Origin of the sequence: uncultured Agitococcus sp. (assembly GCF_937920075.1) — a bacterium.
Taxonomy (GTDB): domain Bacteria; phylum Pseudomonadota; class Gammaproteobacteria; order Pseudomonadales; family Moraxellaceae; genus Agitococcus.
On sequence record NZ_CALETI010000020.1, the window covers coordinates 1 to 17,017 of the forward strand.

Sequence of the window (17,017 nt, forward strand, 5' to 3'; positions counted from 1 at the left end):
GCTTCGGGGTTAATTGGCTCACCCACCGAACCTAATAAGCGCAATGACGATAGGTTATATTGCTTAGGTAAATCACCACCCAATTTAATTAAAGAGCGAATGGCTGTGGGTGCGGTATAAAATGTCGTGACACGATGACGTTCAATCATTTGCCAAAAACGTCCTGCATCGGGATACGTTGGAATGCCTTCAAAAATAACTTGCGTTGCCCCGACAGCAAGTGGCGCATAGGCAACATAACTATGACCAGTAATCCAACCCACATCTGCTGTACACCAAAACACATCATCAGGACGATAATCAAAGGTTAATAACATGGTATTAACCGCACCTAACAAATAGCCTGCACTGCTATGTTGCACGCCTTTGGGTTTGCCTGTTGACCCCGAGGTATACAAAATAAATAAGGGGTCTTCGGCATTCACCCATGTTGGCTCGCAGGTTTCGGGTTTACCTTTGACAAGGTCATGCCACCACATATCACGGCCAATCGTCCACGGCGCATCTTCATGCACCACACGCTTATAAACAATGACTCGCTCAACACATTCACAACCACCCAAGGCTAAAGCTTCGTCTGTGGTGGCTTTTAAGGGCACAATTTTGCCACCACGCACGCCACCATTGGCGGTGATCACAATTTTTGCACCTGCATCAATAATGCGTTCTTGTAAACTTTTGGCGGAGAAGCCACCAAACACGACTGAATGAATCGCACCAATACGCGCACAGGCTTGCATCGCCACCACTGCTTCGATGCTCATCGGCATATACACCACGACGCGGTCGCCTTTGGTTACGCCTAAACTTTTTAAGCCATTGGCAAATTGGCACACCAAACGGTGTAATTCGGCATAAGTCACTTTGGTAACTGTGCCATTATCACTTTCAAAAATCAGGGCAATTTTATGGGCTAAATTGGGTAAATGACGGTCTAAACAGTTATAAGAGACGTTTAATTCACCATCGGCAAACCACTTATAAAATGGCGGGTTGCTTTGATCTAATACTTGAGTAAACGGTTTGTGCCACGTTAGACGCTCGTTGGCTAATCCTGCCCAAAAACCTTCATAATCGGCTTCGGCTTGTTGGCACATGGCTTGATATTCTGCTAAACCCTTAACACGTGCACCTGCGACAAACTCAGCACTGGGGGCAAATTGACGATTTTCTTGTAATACTGACTCAATAGACATTTTCTACTCCTTGAGAGACTTAATTTTTATCAGGTCAAAAGTTATAACACGCTTTTACGTCATTTTTTGCTTGGTTAGTATGTTTTTTTAGGCCAATACTCTTTTCCCCCTCCCACACAATACTTATACATTTACCCCTACTTTAGTAGGGTTTTTATATTTTTAGGCCATAATTTGCCCAAACAAAAATAATACACTCGCCTTCCACTACATGGACTCTAACAATAATGAACTCTTTAAAGCTAAACCTATCTAATAGCCGTTTGCAACGTGTTGAATTATTAGACTTATTAGCACATAGCAAAGACTTTAGTTTGACACTCATTTTAGCTCCTGCTGGCTGCGGAAAATCAACCTTACTGCAACAATGGCGACAAGATAATCCACAATTAAGCACTGCCACCTTAAGTTTGCATCGACGTCATCACGATCCTGTTGTTTTTTTACGCCAATTTCATGAATTACTCGCTAAGCAATTTAGCCACATTAATTTATTATCAATTAATGCTTTTAATGCTCGTTTGGAACAAGCAGACACTTTAGCACAAGCGTTATTGGAGAGTTTTGCGCAAATTGACCATGAGTTTTATTTAATTATTGACGACTTTCATTATGCAACTGCCGCCATTATTCAAGAATTATTTGCGTTATTGTTAGCCGATTTACCTAATCATATTCATCTTATTTTGGCCACGCGTAGCTATCCTGATTTTTCCTTAAGTCGGCTCAAGCTAGATGATAAATTATTGGTGATTGATAGCCATGACTTGCGCTTACCAACCCATCAACTCAATGAACTATGTCAAGTTTTGCAGCAGCCTCAATTAACCAAACATGAAACTGATGAGTTGTTTCGTTTAACCGAAGGTTGGTTAGCAGGAATAAAATTAGCTTTATTGGCCAGAGCCAAAACTGGCACATTAAGTACGCACAATATTCAAGGATCACAACCCGAAATTGTCGATTATTTTGTCAATGTTGTCTTAAATGAATTGTCTAATGACGTCCGTGAATATTTATTAGCTAGTGCCTTATTTGATAAATTTGATGCCAAATTAATGCAGCATATTTTGCCGCATTTAGATAGCAAACTGATATTACAACGAATTATTCAAAAAGGCTTGTTTATCAATATTATAGATGAACATCAACAAAGCTATCGTTATCATCCTTTATTTCAAAAAAGCCTCATCATTTATTTACAACAACATCATTCAAATAGCTATGTTGAACATTTACATAATTGTGCCGCAGATTATTTTTTAGTTCATAACGACAGTGAGTCAGCTTTATATCACTCTCAACATCTACAAGAATCGGATAGATTTTTGCAAATTTTAGAAACATGTTGTCAAACATGGTTTAAAGAAGGTCAACTTTTATTAATTTTGCGCTGGTTAGATAAAGTTAAACAAGAACATCGCTTAGCGTATCCCAATTTAGCTTTGTTGCAATTAGCGGCGTTAATTTTTTCTCGTCAATTTAGCCAAGCTAAATATTTATTAGAGGTGATAAAACAACATTTTTTAATATCACCCAACCCTGCACTCAATGACATATTATTCTTTTTAGATAAAGTCTTTAATTTATTTGACCGCGATAATTATGAGCAAGTTAATGATTTGCATGAGCTAGACTATCAACAATGTACTCATGATATTCGTGTTGCCTCACCTATTTTTATGGCTCGTCACTATATGCTAAAAGGACAATGTGAAGAAGCCATTCGCCAAGCACATAAAGGCCATGTGTTACTCAAAGAATCTGGCCATGAATATATGTCTAGTTTTACTAAAGTGATTATTATTTTATCAGAGCGTGAGCTTGGCCATATTTTAATCGCCAGACAAATGACTCAGGAGTTTTTTGAGCAATATATACAACAAGAAAATACCCCCTGTTGGATTAATGCAGCGACTTGTATGGCGGTGAGTTTATATGAGCAAAATCGTCGAGATGAGGCCAAAAGTTTGTGCGAAAAGCTGATTATGGCGGTTGATTATGCCTGTGCAACCGAGTTAGTTTTTTATGTTTATGTCACCCTTGCTCGTTTACAAGGCTCACAAAACCCTCATCGTGCAAGTCAGTTATTACTGCAATTACGACGTATTTTGCGTCATGGCACTTACAATCGTTTTTTAAATCAGTTATTGGCCGAAGAACTTAGTCATGCGTTGCGTAGCAATAAAATTAATCAAATTAAACATATTGTTGAAGATTATGATCTAGTCGAACATCTACAGGCAGGAGTTTGGCAACAAGCACCCAATCACTATCAAGAAACATGGGTGTATGGTGGGATTGCCGCTGCCTTATACTTGCGCAGCAAAAAACAATATGACAAAGCCCTTAACATTCTGGAGATGATTGCTAATTATTTAAGCAATAGCCAAATGCGTACTCGTTTGCTTGTGGTTAGAGCCAATCAAATTGTCATTTGGTCATTACAAGGTCAACATAGTTTTGCCAAACAACAGTTGGTTGAATTATTTAATAATGTTGGTTTGCAATGTGCGATTAAAACCATTTTTGATGAAGCCCCTTCCTTTGGTGAATTGTTGCGTGATGCACATGAAGAAGGTTTAATTTGCCTGCCTGATATTTATTTACAGTTATATCATGATGTCCTTTATCCAAGCCAAAAACCCGTCACACTCCCTCATAAACCTAGCTTGGAGGAGTTAACAGCTAAAGAATATGAGGTCTTAGCTTTGATGCAAAAAGGTTGTAGCAATAAAGAAATAGGTGATGTACTAAATATTTCTTTATCAACAACCAAATGGCATATCAAAAATATTTTTACCAAATTAAATGTGGCTAATCGTTCAGCAGCGGTATCTTTGTCATTTAATCGAAGGTTGTAAAACATGGAATATTTATCATGTACAATGTATCTATCAACCACTCTATCATTATCAATTAGGTGAGACTTAAGCAAAGTCTCACTTCTGCCCTTTCTTGACCATTCACCAACACCACAAAACGATGTTCACCTGCATAATAACGGCGTGTGGTAATTTCTTTAAAACTAAAATGTGTAGTTAATTGCTGCTGTCCTTGGCTAAATTGGGCGGTTTTCCATTTAAATACTTTTTGTGAATGTTTACCATTCGCTCGCGGTAAATATAAAGCATAATCAATCACTAACGCCTGAACCTGTGGCAAGTCAAAAGATAAATTTAAGCTCACCGACTCGCCCATATTAACGTGTGTTTTATCGACTTTAAACTTAATGTTTTCAATGGCTATTTGTGTTTGATAACCCAATAAACCCAAAGCATCAGCATGCCCCGCTTTAATCAAACCTCGTGTACCGTGTTTAATAATCCATTGCCGTTGAGCAGTTGGCGTATCTTTAAGCCATTGTTGAGCTAAATCAATGACTTGTTGTGGATAATCTTTACTTAAATCATTTAAGTTATTGGCCACTGAACGTTGCACATAATCACTCGAATCATCTTTGAGCTGCTGCAAAATGGTGATTGCCCATTGTGGTTCAGCCAATAACTTAGCCACACGCTGTCCCCAAGGCAAACGTGAACGTAGCCCCTCAGAGGCTAAACGCCGAACATGCTCATGCTCATGTTGCGCCCATTGCTGCATATAACCATAAGTGATTTCAAAGTGATGTTGTAAAAAAGGCCGAATGGCAAATTCGGCAGTAAACAAATGAGTTAATTTGGCTAAAGTTGGCAAGGCAATTTGTGGCTGAGCTAAACCATATACCGCCACATAATCAATTAATGGCCAAGCGACAAACGCACTATACGCTTGATTAATTTGGCTTGGCCAATGCTCAGGAATCTCCTGTAAAATGGCGGCTGTTTGCTCAAAATCTTGTGGCAGGTAGTTAGCTAAGACAACAATGATATGTTGCACCCGCTGTTTTAGCTCTAAAGTCTCTAAACCTTGTAAGGCATGAGCAATAAAAGACTGACTAGCAAAATCAGGGTAAATTTTTTGCAAAACATCGGCTATAGTGTGTATAGCAAAGTCTGCTAATTGCTCTTTTAATGGTGTTGCCATTACGCTTTAGCCAATAATGCCGAAACTTCAAGCAATTGTTGTGCTACTTTTGCTAAATCCTCTTGAGCAACACGCATGATTTCAGCTAAAACTTCGTCGTTGGCCAATTGCTGAGCGCGTTCTTCACTATCAGCATCCAAACCATTGGCATAATCTTGGCGAATAGCTTGCAAACGTTGATTTAATTCGGCATAACGTGCTTCTAAACTGGCTTTTTGAGCTAATAAATCAGGCATAAAATTTCCTCATAAAATTTAAGGCTATTTTTGATTATATACATGTTTGATATGAATAATAAAGGTAAAATATGGATTGGAATCAAGTATTAAGTTACGCTGCAAAAGCGACAGGTTTTCTTAAAAAAGCGGTTGATACCTTAGCCGAAGAGCGTGATTTGCATTTGCCTGAATCTGTGTTAAACACCGCATTATCAGGCTTGGCTTCGCGCTCCAAACATTTACATTTATTAAATTTTGAATTGCATGAAGATTGGTTTGATGTTGATTTAGTCTATGAACATCAAGGTTTTGAATTTGGTATCAAAGCGAGCTTTGATGTCGAAAAAATTACTTTTGATCATCATAAACAAAGTTTAAGTTTACGCGAACGTCGCCCAATTGAATTTACACCAAGGCGTTTTAAATCATCATGGCAGCAGCTTGGCTTTAATTTATGGTCTTGGTGGCTAAAACAAGTTAAAAAGACCACACCTCTGCAGCATACGTTGAATAATATTGAAGGCATGAGCGCGAAAAATGGCATGTATCGCATGGATTTTTCGCCACATATTCGCCGCAAACCTGCTTTTGTTGCCACACTCTATGCTTTAGATATTAAAGAAATTCGTATTTTGGATAATGAAGTGTATTTGCGTGGCTCTGCCGATTTGAAGTCGCTGAATCTACTTAATGAGTTATACAAATTGCTGCCACAACAAGATTTAACTGATGAAAAAAACTCCCCAACACATAATGTTACGGCAATTAGCAATAAACCATTAACCGAAGAAGAAGCTGATTTAATTATTGATAAAATCTTGGCCTCTAAGACCAAGGAATAAGCCACTTTTCAACTCCCTTCGACTCCGCTCAGGGAGCAAATTTTGGCGACTAAACGAAGTTATGTTGGCTGATCGGTGGTCACTGAGCGAAGCCGAAGTGAATTGAAGCCAACCATCAACAAGACCGATAAAAACGCACTACTCTAAATTCGTCAAACTCGTCTAAATCTGGCCATGTAGTTGCTCCCTGCTCTGCCAGTTTTTGATAGTGAGGATGCTGAAAGTTTTTCACTCGCGAATCGGCAACCAATACTTGTTGCGCACGCGCTAAAAACTCATCCAAAAAATGACGATTACTCGCGTCATATAATACGTCTGCGGCTAACAATACGTCATAACGTTCCGTCAATTGATAAAAATCTTGGCTATAACTTAATTCAACACCATTTAACTCGGCATTGGCTTGGCACGCTAATAAGGCTAAAGGATCAATATCACAGGCGACCACTTCGGCTGCCCCTGCTTGTTTAGCGGCAATGGCTACCACACCAGAACCCGCACCAAAATCCAACACCCGTTTACCACGCACATAATCAGGATTTTCTTTCAGCCATTTGGCCATTGCTAAACCTGATGCCCAACAAAAAATCCAATAGGCTGGCTCTTGCCAAATGGCTTGCATTTGCTCACTACTCATTGGTGTTCGAGGATAGTCAGGATTTAATAAATATAAGAATAAATCTTCGACATCGGGCAGGGATTGAGCAGTAATTGTCGCCGTGGCTAAAGTACGTTGTAATTGTTGTTCAAGTTGTTGGGCTAAAGGGGTCATAATGGCTAATAAAACAGGGGTTGAAAGCCAATTATAACATTTTTGATCGATTTTCCTCACCATCACTCCTCAACAATCTCTCACCAAAAACACACGATGCTTATTTGAAAATCCTTATGACTACCATTCATTTTAGATGACTACTGTTACATATATATATATATCTATATAATAGCCGTGCTTATAACAACTAAGTATGAGTTTTAAAAACTGAACATCATAAGCACTTATTTAGAGGATTTTGATCATGACCACCACAACTCCTTTAGCAACAGGGTACACAGAAATCGCTGGCGTTAAGTTAGCTAATGGTAAATCAATCGAAGGACAAAACTTAGTCCTCAATGGTGCAGGTTTACGCACCTTAGCACTGTTTAAAGTCTATGTTGCCGCTTTATATCTTGGCCAAAAAAATAATAATGCCGAAGAAATCATCAATAGCGCAGCACCACAATGTATCGAATTAGTTTTAAAACGCGATGTCGATGCCAAAACTATTTCGGGTAGTTTTCGTGATGCTTTAAAACAAAATTTATCCAAAGAGGAATTACAAGCTTTGGAAGCTCGTCTTGATGAGTTAGAAGGTGCAATTAATAACATTCGTCAAATTAAAGAAGGTGATCGTTTGTGTATCGACTTTGCAGGTAATGGCTTAACTCGTATTTGGTTTAATGACGCTTTAAAAGAGACTATTTCTGGCGAAAGTTTATCAAGTGCGTTATTAAAAATTTGGTTAGGTAAAAAGCCTGTTCAAGACAATCTTAAAAAAGCGTTATTAGGTGCTTAAAAATCAGTACAAGAAGGTCTCTAGCAGACCTTCTTTGTAGCGATTTATGGCAGTTGTTTGGTTAACTTTTCGCCCAACACTGCACCATACATTGCCAAAGCAAAAGCAATTACACCACCGATTAACAACCTTAACCATTCAAAATGCACATAACTATTGGGCATCAAAAACGAAAAGATGACCACTAAAAAAATTGACGCAAACGCACCCAATGCAGGCTCAATAATTCTAATTTTGGGCGACACCACTCCAATCAAAAAACCGCCAACAAAATAGCTTAATAACATCAAAAAGCCTTGTACCATTTGTTGCAAACCATGTGGAATACGCGCACCTAATAATACTTGCCCGACAATATAAGCAAGAACGAGTTGTGTGATGACAAAAATCCCCACACTGGCTAATACCCATCCCCATGAAAATGGCTGATTTTGTTGCAACATCTTGTCTTTTCCTTCAAAAAATCTAGCCACATCTTAACCAATCAACCGCCAACAAAAAAGCCGCATTAAGCGGCTTTTTTGTTGAGCTAAAAATTAACGCCAAGTCCAGCTTTGACCCCAGCTATTTTGGCCATCCCACAAGTGAGCATCTTGGCCATCAAATGCGCCCCACCATGCGTCTTTAATATCCATCGCTTTGTTAGGTGCGTGTGCTGGACGTAAGGAATTGCCTGCACCACGTAACCACACTTGGTTCGCACCACTATGACAGTCCCATAAGTGAATTTTAGTACCATTGCTGCTGCCTGCACCAGATACATCAATACAACGGTTCGGATTCAACTTACTATGAATACGGCCTTGGGCATCTTGCCACCATTTTTGACCATCACCACCATGACAAGACCAATGATGAACAATCGCACCATTTGCTGAGCTAACGCCTTCTAAATCTAAGCATTTGCCTTTGCCATTGACCAAATTTTTCCAAACAGGTACTTCTGTTAATGTTGTACTTTCAATTTGCACTGACACGTTACCTGATACGGCTGCATCTGTGTTTAAGGCAATAATCACACTGTTGTCGTTGACCACAAAACTGGTGCTAACATTAGTACCAATTAAATTACGTTGTAACTGACGACTACCATTAAAAATCTGTAAATTATCACCAATGCCATCTAAACCACCTGTGACAGTGACTTTAACTGCACTTGCGCCTGCAATATTTAAGGTTTGATAAATTTTTTGGTTGTTAGCATAGTTCCCTGAAGACCAACTATTAGTTACCGCATAATAAGCTTCCCACTTACCTTCACGGGCTTTGTCTGAATAGTTTAACCACAAGCTTTGGCCACCGTTCACCGCTAATAAGCGTTGATTTTGGTAAGAATTGGCAGGCACCGCAAAGCGATAACCTGCAAACTCACTGGCACATTGTGCGCGACCTTGTTCCCATGCACCGCTACCGCTAGTCACACGCCAATCATCGGCATTATTGATATTTTGACAAGCAAACCGACGGATTACCGTACAGTTATTATCATTCCAACGGCCATTACTGCCTTGTTCCGCACAATTCTCTCCAGATGCACCTGCATTGTTTGGCTCACCACCATTCCAACTCCATACAGCGGCAGCAGTCATACTGTCATCCCAACGGTCGGCATCAACATTGTTAACACCACAAGCAAATAAACGCGGAATATTAGAACTATCAATCGTACCTGTTTGGTCAACCCAACCATCAGGCAATAAATCTTTGCCTAATTTGCTATCAGAGATAGTGTAAATTTGGCCAAGCACTAAAGGACTACCATCCATTGTACAAGTCGCTGTGTCAAAATATTTAACAGGACGAGAATTCCAACCGCCTGCTGCACCTGTGGCAAAAATACGACCATCCCAAATTAACGAGCCGTCATAGGTATTATTTGCGCCTTTAACAATGACACGTTTGCCTTTAGCAACCATTTCTCGTGGTGTTTCCCAGCGATTACTTGGCTTATCACTGGGCAAATATAACATTGAACCAAAAATCGACTTGAGCGGTGCTTCCACTAAGGATTGATTACCGACACGGTCTTCTAAATCAATAAAAATAATTTCTTTCGGATGTGCCGCTAACCAATTAGCAATCTTTTGTAATTCATTAGGATAACTATCAACAGCAGCATAAATTGCGCCACAATCTTGGTGGCATAACTTGACTACACCACCATCATTGTGAATATCTAAGTCGATATTACGCACACCATTGTCCATTAACTTATCTAAAGCCCATACTTGGTTTGCCCACGTTGCGGAAGAATCGTTCCATGCATTATGCGCACCTAAAATTTGTAACCGATTCACAGGCGTATCGGCTTGTAATTCCATCGCTTGGCTTAATGGCCAAGCAGAATCAGCAAAACTTGTTGAGGCGGAGACTAATAAACTGGCAAGTGTAATAATTTTTTTCATGATAACCCTCTAATATGCGGGGATGCTATGCAGCAAGCATAAATTATGGGCAAAAATTGTACTAATTAGCATAGATTAAAGCTTGATACTTGGCGTCATAAGTAAGCTTTTATTGGCATACAAAGTTAATAAAAAACTGCTTGCTTTTATAAAAAAATGACTAAATTAAACATGTCAGGGAAGATACAATAAAAAAGTCTAACGCTTTATTTATGCAAAACTATCCCTGATATTTTTTAAACCACTCATTTATCAAGGGATATGACTATGACTTCCTTATCGTGATGATGAATTATTAATTTGGGCAACCATCGAACAATGGGTGAAAAACTATATTGATTTATACTATCAAGGTAGTGAAGACGTAATTAATGATAGCGAATTGCAAGCATGGGCAAACTCAATTATCACAGACGGCAAAATTCAAGGTTTTATGCCTATTAACCACAAAGATGTGTTAATTGAAACTTTGACTATGATTATTTTTACCGCAAGCGCACAACATGCTGCGGTTAACTTTCCCCAAAAACCATTAATGACCTATGCACCTGCTATTTCTGGTGCTGGTTGGCAAGCCTGCCCCACCACACAAATAGGGCATACTCAAGCAGATTGGCAAAAATTTCTTCCACCCATAGAACAGTCGTTTGAACAATTAAATATTTTATATTTATTGGGTTCGGTTCATTATCGTCCTTTGGGTGATTATCGCAGCAATCACTTTCCTTATTTAGCATGGTTTGAAGATGATCGAGTTACTGAAGACAATGGGCCTTTAGCCGAATTTCGCCAAGCCTTAATAGATGTTGAAGCTATTATTAATGCGCGTAATAGTGAACGAATTAGCTATAACTTTTTATTACCGAGCCAAATTCCAACAAGTATTAATATTTAGATTTATAACGACGATTGAATAGGGTCTGTTGACGTTTTGATTGCGGCTCACACGCAAAATGTCAACAGACCCTATGTGATTGCCGTTGTAAAAGACTGTTTTTTATTGTTCATGTGGCAGCTGAGGGATTCTCGGTTGCTCATTTAACCACACATGTTCAACAGGACAAGACGGATAAACCCATGTCTGCCAATGTTTAATCAACCATTGGCTTGACAAGCCTCTGCTATTTTGAGGTTGTGATTCAGAGGGCAAAATCACTAAGGTTAAACCTGCCTTATAACCTGAACGTACCATTAAACCTAAACCATAGTCCGAATCATTAGGTTCAAACACCATAAATTCAACCACAGATTCATAAGGGTATTGGGCAGGCAAACGTAATACCGAGCCTAAACGAATGGTTTCATGTTTAAATGCAATCAGTTTTTGCCATTTTGCCATGTTGTATCTCTAGAAATTGTGGTGTCATGGTGAGCAATATGCCATATTTTTATAAGAAAAACTGACTAACGCATGTAAATAATACAGAAAACCTAACTAACAATATTTTTAATACCATATACACTTTAAATAACTCTGAAGATCAACACGGATGTTGGCCATGAAATATTTAAGCGGTTTATCTATAATCCTTTTTTTAATAGTTAATCATCCTGCTTTTGCCGACAAAGCATCAGCAGAGATGATAGTGAGTGCCAGAGTCATTTCTAGTTGTAATATTGACAGTAATCAACAACAAACAACTTGGTCTTGCTCAGCCAAGCCCTCGGTAAACACCGATTTTACTACTATTAAAACTAGCGTTTATAGTGTGTCTAATCAGCATCAAACCTTAGAAAAAACTGAGCTTCAGACCTTAATCATTTATCATGTTGACTTCTAAGCTATTTTTTACTTGTTTTAGCTCGTTTAGCTTTGCTTTTAACTTTAGCCTTTTTTTGCTTGGCTTGAGCTTTTTCAGCATCACTGCGCAAATCTGGCTTTTTGTTACGTGGTTTTTTGGAGGGTTTGCCCTCAGATACAGGTTCTTTTTTAACAGAGCGACTGCGTTTTGCACTGGTTAACTTAGCCAACAATTCAAAATCCATTTTGCGTTCATCTAAGTTGACGCCTGCAACTTTGACACTGACTTTATCACCCATTGCATAACTAATGCCTGTTCGTGAACCTAACAACACATGAGAAATGGGGTCGAAGTTAAAATAGTCGCCCTCTAAAGTGCGCACATGCACTAAGCCTTCAACAAAAATATCTTCTAAAGAGACAAAAAAGCCAAAAGCAGTCACCGCACTAATAACGCCTTTAAACTCATCGCCAATATGGTCTTGCATGTATTCACATTTTAACCATGCAGTGACATCACGCGTGGCTTCATCAGCACGACGTTCGTTTAAGGAACATTTCTCGCCTAAAGCTAACATTTCGGTCATCTCAATAGCAGGTTGGGCATCAGGATGACGTAAGCTATGACGAATCACACGATGTAATAACAAGTCAGGATAACGACGAATCGGCGAAGTAAAATGGGCATAAGCCTCATACGCCAAACCAAAATGGCCAAGATTATCTGGGCTATAAACCGCTTGCATCATTGAACGCAAGAGCATGGTTTCAATAATCGCGGCATCAGGACGGTCTTTGATTTGTAGTAATACCGCTTGGAAGTCGGCTGGGGTTGCTTTTTTTGCTTTAAAATCAATTCCCAACAACGACAAATAACTCTTTAATTTAAGCAGTTTTTCGTCTTTTGGCCCTTCATGATTACGATACAAAGCAGGCAACTGGCGCTTTTGTACATATTCAGCGGCACACACGTTGGCTGCCAACATACACTCTTCAATTAACATATGAGCGTCATTGCGGGTACGTGGCAAAATTTTGTCAATTTTACGTTGTTCATCAAAGACGATATAGGTTTCGGGTGCTTCAAAATCCAATGCACCACGTTTTTCACGGTTAGCACGTAAAATCTTAAATAGGCCATACAAATTATGTAAGGGCTGAATTAGATGCGGATAAGTATTGCTAACTTGTTGGCCTAACTCACTTTCAGGTTGCTCTAATAAAGCACTGACCTGAGTGTAAGTTAAACGCGCTTGTGAGTGCATCACGGCTTCATAAAAGCGATAACTGGTGACTCGCCCTAAACGGGAAATGGTCATATCACAGACCATACACAAACGATCAACGTGTGGCTTTAACGAACATAAACCGTTTGATAAAATTTCGGGCAACATTGGCACAACATAACCTGGAAAATACACCGAGGTTGTCCGTTGTCGTGCTTCCATATCTAAGGGTTCATAGGGTTTGACGTAGTGTGATACATCAGCAATGGCCACCACTAAACGATAACCACCCCCTGCTCGCTTTTGGGCAAATACCGCATCATCAAAATCTTTGGCATCTTCACCATCAATCGTGACTAAAGGTAAATCGCGCAAGTCAACACGATCAAGTTTGTCGGCTTCGGCCACTTCTGGCGTCATTCCTGCCACTTGCTGCTCAACATCGGCTGGCCAAATATGCGGAATTTCAAAATTACGCAAGGCGATTTCGATTTCTAAGCCTGCGGACATATAGTCACCCAAGACCTCAACCACTTCACCCACGGCTAAATTGTGGTGAGTGGGTTGGTGCACAATACGCACATCCACAAATTGGCCTAATTGCGCGCCTTTGTTATCACCTTGCAACACAATTTCTTGGGTAATACGTGGATTATCAGGCAAGACAAATGCCATGCCATCTTCTTCACAATAACGTCCGACTAAATGTTCGGTTTTATGCTCAATCACGCGCACAATCCGACCTTCAGGACGACCTTTGTGGTCAAATCCAACCACGCGCACTAAGGCAATGTCACCATGAAATACCAAACGCATTTGTTTGGAGGTTAATAAAATATCAGGCGATTTATCACTTGGAATTAAAAAGCCAAAACCATCAGGATGCCCTTGTACATAACCTTTTACACATTCAGTTTCATCAAGGGGTTTATACGCACCACGGCGATCAGCACTGAGTTGACCATCACGAATCATTGCACCTAGGCGACGTTGTAAGGCAAATTGGCGTTCATCATCATACAAACCTAATACGCCTGCTAACTGTTCGGCAGTTAAGGCTTTGTTATGCTGATTAAGAATACTGAGGATAAGTTCACGACTTGGAATAGGATTTTCGTACTTTTCAGCTTCACGCTGAGCTTGTGGGTCTTGCCACGAATTTTGCGTCATAAATATTTTGGTTCTCTATAAAAACGATACAGTTTTAATTTTTCATCAATATTCCCTCTCTTCGTTTAGGAGAGGGTTAGGGAGAGATCTTTCTCCATCTAGCTAGATTGTAACATGGTAAAAATGACAAGTCCTTGACAATTTGGGCGATTAATCAAGCGGCTCGTATTTGCTTACATTTTCCCCAGATAAAACTCGCCTAAAACAGTTTTTTTATAACTATAAAGCATAAAAATATAATTAATAAGTATTTTTAAATATATTGGTTTTTTTCTATAGTGCGCACACTGCTGACTCTTGAACACCAAATACCATGAAAATACGCCATTTAGACTATGACGCTCCCGAAAGTAAACAACATGAACAAGAAGGTTTGCCCTTATTGGAGGTTGAGGTTACTCATCAACCTTCGTTAATTACTTTAGCCAAAACTTTTGCGGTTTTATTGGGATTATTGAGTGTTGTCATGGGTGGTGTTTATTTAGTTGCACCCGAATCTCATGTTATTACTGATGGCTTGTTAAGTAATGCTTTTTGGCTTGCATTTGCCGTGGGTTTAGGCGCACAAGTCATTGATGGGGCATTGGGTATGGCCTATGGCATTACCGCCACCACGTTTTTATTAGGCTCAGGTGTGCCACCTGCGGCAGCCTCTGCCTCTGTGCACTTGGCAGAAGTATTTACCACTGGTTTTTCGGGATTTTCACATTGGCGCTTTGGCAACATTAACAAAGCGTTATTTTATCGTTTGGTGATTCCTGGTGTGATTGGTGGTGTTTTAGGTGCTTATGTAGTCACTAGCTTTGATGGTGATGTATTAAAACCTTATATTTCGGCTTATTTGTTGCTAATGGGGTTATATATTTTAAGCAAAGCCTTTAGAGCCATTAAAACGCGCAAAGAAGCTCCAAAACATATTGCCCCTTTAGCCTTAACAGGTGGTTTTGTTGATTCTGTGGGTGGTGGTGGCTGGGGGCCTGTGGTTACAACCTCTTTGGTAGGTACAGGTCAAGATCCACGCACTACGATTGGTTCAGTCAATGCTGCAGAATTCTTTTTATCGTTAGCTGGTGCAACTGCGTTTGCGGTGATGGGGAGTGTGTTTAGTAACTGGCCATTAATTGCTGGTTTAGTGGTGGGAGGTTTGTTTGCTGCGCCATTGGCTGCTTGGTTGTGCCATCATTTACCCACTAAAAGCTTGTTAATTGTCGTGGGCTTATTAATTAGTGGTTTAAGTGCTATCAATTTGGCCAAAGCCTTAATCTAAACATTGACATAAGCCACAAAGCTCGCTAATTTACGCGCTTTGCAGAATATGCCCAGTTGGCGGAATTGGTAGACGCGCTAGTTTCAGGTATTAGTGGAGAAATCCGTGGGGGTTCAAGTCCCTTACTGGGCACCAAATAGACTTCTAAGCAAGTCATTACCGTATAAAAAGCCTTGATTTTCAACGAATCAGGGCTTTTTTATTGTCTATAGTATTCTATGGTAGTCATTGAAAGCTAAAACTATTAGGGGCATTATAAAGGGCATTGCTCAACATTATTAAAAAGATGATGCCCCCATGCCATTAACTGACACATTTTTAAAAACTCTTAAATATAGTCGAGACGATAACAAGCCACAGCGCGAATACGATACAGAGGGACTTTATGTAGAGATTACCCCTAAAGGCGTTAAGAAGTGGCAAATGAAGTACAAGCGGCCTATTACTGGTAAAGAGAACCGTTTGTCGTTTGGCATATATCCCGAAGTATCACTAAAAGAAGCACGTCAAAAGCGTGATGATGCACGAAAGCTATTAAAAGATAATATCGACCCAAGCGAAGCCAAAAAAGAAGAAAAACGACTATCTGTTTTACAAGCAGCTAATACTTTTGAAGCAATCGCTAATGAATGGTTAAACAAACAAGATTATTTAGCCCAAGCAACACATAAAAAAAGTACATGGTTATTAAGTTTTGCCATTAATCACTTTGGCAGAAAAAACATTACAGATATAAGCTCACTTGATGTATTAGCCGTTTGTCGTATCTTTGAAGATCAAAATAAACGTGAAACCGCAAAAAGAATAAAAGTCAAATGTGGTCAAGTGTTTAGATATGCCATAGCCACAGGCCGCGCCACTTATGAGCCTACCCAAGCCCTAAAAGGTGCATTGCAACCAGTTATTACTAACCATCAAGCCGCGATTACTGACCCCTCACAAGTTGCCCGATTGATGCAGGATATACACGGCTATGAAGGACATTACATTACTATTTTTGCCCTTAAATTAGCCCCTTTGGTATTTGTTCGCCCCAGTGAGTTAAGAACTGCAAAGTGGACAGATATAGACCTAAACGCTAAAGAGTGGCGTTATCATGTTCACAAAACAAAAACCGAGCATATTGTCCCCCTATCCTCTCAAGCCGTTAAGTTATTAACAGATTTAAAGTCTATCTCTAGCAATAGCCCTTATGTATTCCCCAGCATTAGAACAAATCAACGCCCTATGTCAGAAAACACCATAAACGCGGCATTGCGTAGGCTTGGCTATACCAGTGAGCAAATGTGTGGGCATGGCTTTAGAGCAATGGCTAGAACCATATTAGACGAGGTTTTAGATTATCCGATTGAAGTTATAGAGATGCA

The 17,017-nt window shown here is 39.7% G+C and carries 14 protein-coding genes, 1 tRNA gene and 1 pseudogene; 8 read left to right on the top strand and 8 right to left on the bottom strand.

Going from position 1 to position 17,017, the window contains the following annotated elements:
- Positions 1-1,196, bottom strand: a 1,196-nt coding sequence (locus Q0212_RS00530) for an AMP-binding protein (protein WP_297920672.1), incomplete at its 3' end; no start/stop codon positions are given.
- Positions 1,197-1,423: 227 nt separating this feature from the next.
- Between Q0212_RS00530 and Q0212_RS00535 the strand changes: the two genes are divergently transcribed.
- Positions 1,424-4,060, top strand: coding sequence for a LuxR C-terminal-related transcriptional regulator (locus tag Q0212_RS00535; RefSeq protein WP_297920674.1), 2,637 nt, complete (start codon positions 1,424-1,426; stop codon positions 4,058-4,060).
- A 55-nt stretch (positions 4,061-4,115) separates the two neighbouring features.
- Here the strand turns inward: Q0212_RS00535 and Q0212_RS00540 are convergent, their stop codons facing one another.
- Both Q0212_RS00540 and Q0212_RS00545 read right to left on the bottom strand, forming a co-directional pair.
- Complete coding sequence (locus Q0212_RS00540) at positions 4,116-5,222, bottom strand: DNA alkylation repair protein (RefSeq protein ID WP_297920676.1); 1,107 nt, start codon at positions 5,220-5,222, stop codon at positions 4,116-4,118.
- Positions 5,222-5,458 (bottom strand): hypothetical protein, encoded by a 237-nt coding sequence (locus Q0212_RS00545; RefSeq protein WP_297920678.1) that lies wholly within the window; start codon positions 5,456-5,458, stop codon positions 5,222-5,224. Before Q0212_RS00545 ends, Q0212_RS00540 begins: the two co-directional genes overlap by 1 nt.
- A 71-nt stretch (positions 5,459-5,529) precedes the next feature.
- Between Q0212_RS00545 and Q0212_RS00550 the strand changes: the two genes are divergently transcribed.
- Entirely contained in the window at positions 5,530-6,282 is a 753-nt protein-coding gene (locus Q0212_RS00550; protein WP_297920680.1) for a hypothetical protein, read from the top strand.
- A gap of 115 nt (positions 6,283-6,397) precedes the next feature.
- On the opposite strand, the gene Q0212_RS00555 is transcribed toward Q0212_RS00550, so the two are convergent.
- Positions 6,398-7,054, bottom strand: coding sequence for a methyltransferase (locus Q0212_RS00555; protein ID WP_297920697.1), 657 nt, complete (start codon positions 7,052-7,054; stop codon positions 6,398-6,400).
- Between the two features lie 247 nt (positions 7,055-7,301).
- Between Q0212_RS00555 and Q0212_RS00560 the strand changes: the two genes are divergently transcribed.
- Positions 7,302-7,841 (top strand): chalcone isomerase family protein, encoded by a 540-nt coding sequence (locus tag Q0212_RS00560; RefSeq protein ID WP_297920682.1) that lies wholly within the window; start codon positions 7,302-7,304, stop codon positions 7,839-7,841.
- 44 nt (positions 7,842-7,885) lie between these two features.
- Here the strand turns inward: Q0212_RS00560 and Q0212_RS00565 are convergent, their stop codons facing one another.
- On the bottom strand, positions 7,886-8,284 hold the full coding sequence (locus tag Q0212_RS00565; protein WP_297920684.1) for a hypothetical protein: 399 nt from the start codon (positions 8,282-8,284) through the stop codon (positions 7,886-7,888).
- Between the two features lie 93 nt (positions 8,285-8,377).
- The gene (locus Q0212_RS00570; protein WP_297920685.1) at positions 8,378-10,246 is read right to left on the bottom strand and encodes a phosphatidylinositol-specific phospholipase C domain-containing protein; all 1,869 of its coding nucleotides are present in this window, start codon (positions 10,244-10,246) and stop codon (positions 8,378-8,380) included.
- A gap of 286 nt (positions 10,247-10,532) precedes the next feature.
- On the opposite strand from Q0212_RS00570, the pseudogene Q0212_RS00575 reads away from it, so the two are divergent.
- Positions 10,533-11,141, top strand: a pseudogene (locus Q0212_RS00575) (lipoxygenase family protein); the annotation flags it as partial.
- Positions 11,142-11,243: 102 nt separating this feature from the next.
- On the opposite strand, the gene imm45 reads toward Q0212_RS00575, so the two are convergent.
- Positions 11,244-11,585: an Imm45 family immunity protein gene (gene imm45 / locus Q0212_RS00580; RefSeq protein WP_297920687.1), complete on the bottom strand. Its 342-nt coding sequence runs from the start codon at positions 11,583-11,585 to the stop codon at positions 11,244-11,246.
- A 160-nt stretch (positions 11,586-11,745) separates the two neighbouring features.
- Between imm45 and Q0212_RS00585 the strand changes: the two genes are divergently transcribed.
- A complete protein-coding gene (locus Q0212_RS00585) occupies positions 11,746-12,027 on the top strand; it encodes a hypothetical protein (RefSeq protein ID WP_297920689.1) in 282 nt (93 codons plus the stop codon).
- 1 nt (position 12,028) lies between these two features.
- Here the strand turns inward: Q0212_RS00585 and rnr are convergent, their stop codons facing one another.
- Positions 12,029-14,383 (bottom strand): ribonuclease R, encoded by a 2,355-nt coding sequence (gene rnr / locus Q0212_RS00590; RefSeq protein WP_297920691.1) that lies wholly within the window; start codon positions 14,381-14,383, stop codon positions 12,029-12,031.
- 313 nt (positions 14,384-14,696) lie between these two features.
- On the opposite strand from rnr, the gene Q0212_RS00595 reads away from it, so the two are divergent.
- From Q0212_RS00595 to Q0212_RS00605, 3 genes are all read left to right on the top strand, one after another.
- The gene (locus tag Q0212_RS00595) at positions 14,697-15,650 is read left to right on the top strand and encodes a sulfite exporter TauE/SafE family protein (RefSeq protein ID WP_297920693.1); all 954 of its coding nucleotides are present in this window, start codon (positions 14,697-14,699) and stop codon (positions 15,648-15,650) included.
- Between the two features lie 50 nt (positions 15,651-15,700).
- A tRNA-Leu gene (locus Q0212_RS00600) sits at positions 15,701-15,785 on the top strand.
- 162 nt (positions 15,786-15,947) lie between these two features.
- A partial coding sequence (locus Q0212_RS00605; RefSeq protein WP_297920695.1) for an integrase arm-type DNA-binding domain-containing protein occupies positions 15,948-17,017 on the top strand: 1,070 nt, incomplete at its 3' end.

Excerpts from the sequence above, each read along its gene's own strand:
- Q0212_RS00570 (WP_297920685.1), bottom strand. The coding sequence starts at position 10,246 with ATGAAAAAAATTATTACACTTGCCAGTTTATTAGTCTCCGCCTCAACA.
- Q0212_RS00535 (WP_297920674.1), top strand. The coding sequence starts at position 1,424 with ATGAACTCTTTAAAGCTAAACCTATCTAATAGCCGTTTGCAACGTGTT.
- Q0212_RS00545 (WP_297920678.1), bottom strand. The coding sequence starts at position 5,458 with ATGCCTGATTTATTAGCTCAAAAAGCCAGTTTAGAAGCACGTTATGCC.
- Q0212_RS00550 (WP_297920680.1), top strand. The coding sequence starts at position 5,530 with ATGGATTGGAATCAAGTATTAAGTTACGCTGCAAAAGCGACAGGTTTT.
- Q0212_RS00560 (WP_297920682.1), top strand. The coding sequence starts at position 7,302 with ATGACCACCACAACTCCTTTAGCAACAGGGTACACAGAAATCGCTGGC.
- Q0212_RS00565 (WP_297920684.1), bottom strand. The coding sequence starts at position 8,284 with ATGTTGCAACAAAATCAGCCATTTTCATGGGGATGGGTATTAGCCAGT.
- Q0212_RS00585 (WP_297920689.1), top strand. The coding sequence starts at position 11,746 with ATGAAATATTTAAGCGGTTTATCTATAATCCTTTTTTTAATAGTTAAT.
- imm45 (WP_297920687.1), bottom strand. The coding sequence starts at position 11,585 with ATGGCAAAATGGCAAAAACTGATTGCATTTAAACATGAAACCATTCGT.
- Q0212_RS00555 (WP_297920697.1), bottom strand. The coding sequence starts at position 7,054 with ATGACCCCTTTAGCCCAACAACTTGAACAACAATTACAACGTACTTTA.
- Q0212_RS00595 (WP_297920693.1), top strand. The coding sequence starts at position 14,697 with ATGAAAATACGCCATTTAGACTATGACGCTCCCGAAAGTAAACAACAT.
- Q0212_RS00540 (WP_297920676.1), bottom strand. The coding sequence starts at position 5,222 with ATGGCAACACCATTAAAAGAGCAATTAGCAGACTTTGCTATACACACT.
- rnr (WP_297920691.1), bottom strand. The coding sequence starts at position 14,383 with ATGACGCAAAATTCGTGGCAAGACCCACAAGCTCAGCGTGAAGCTGAA.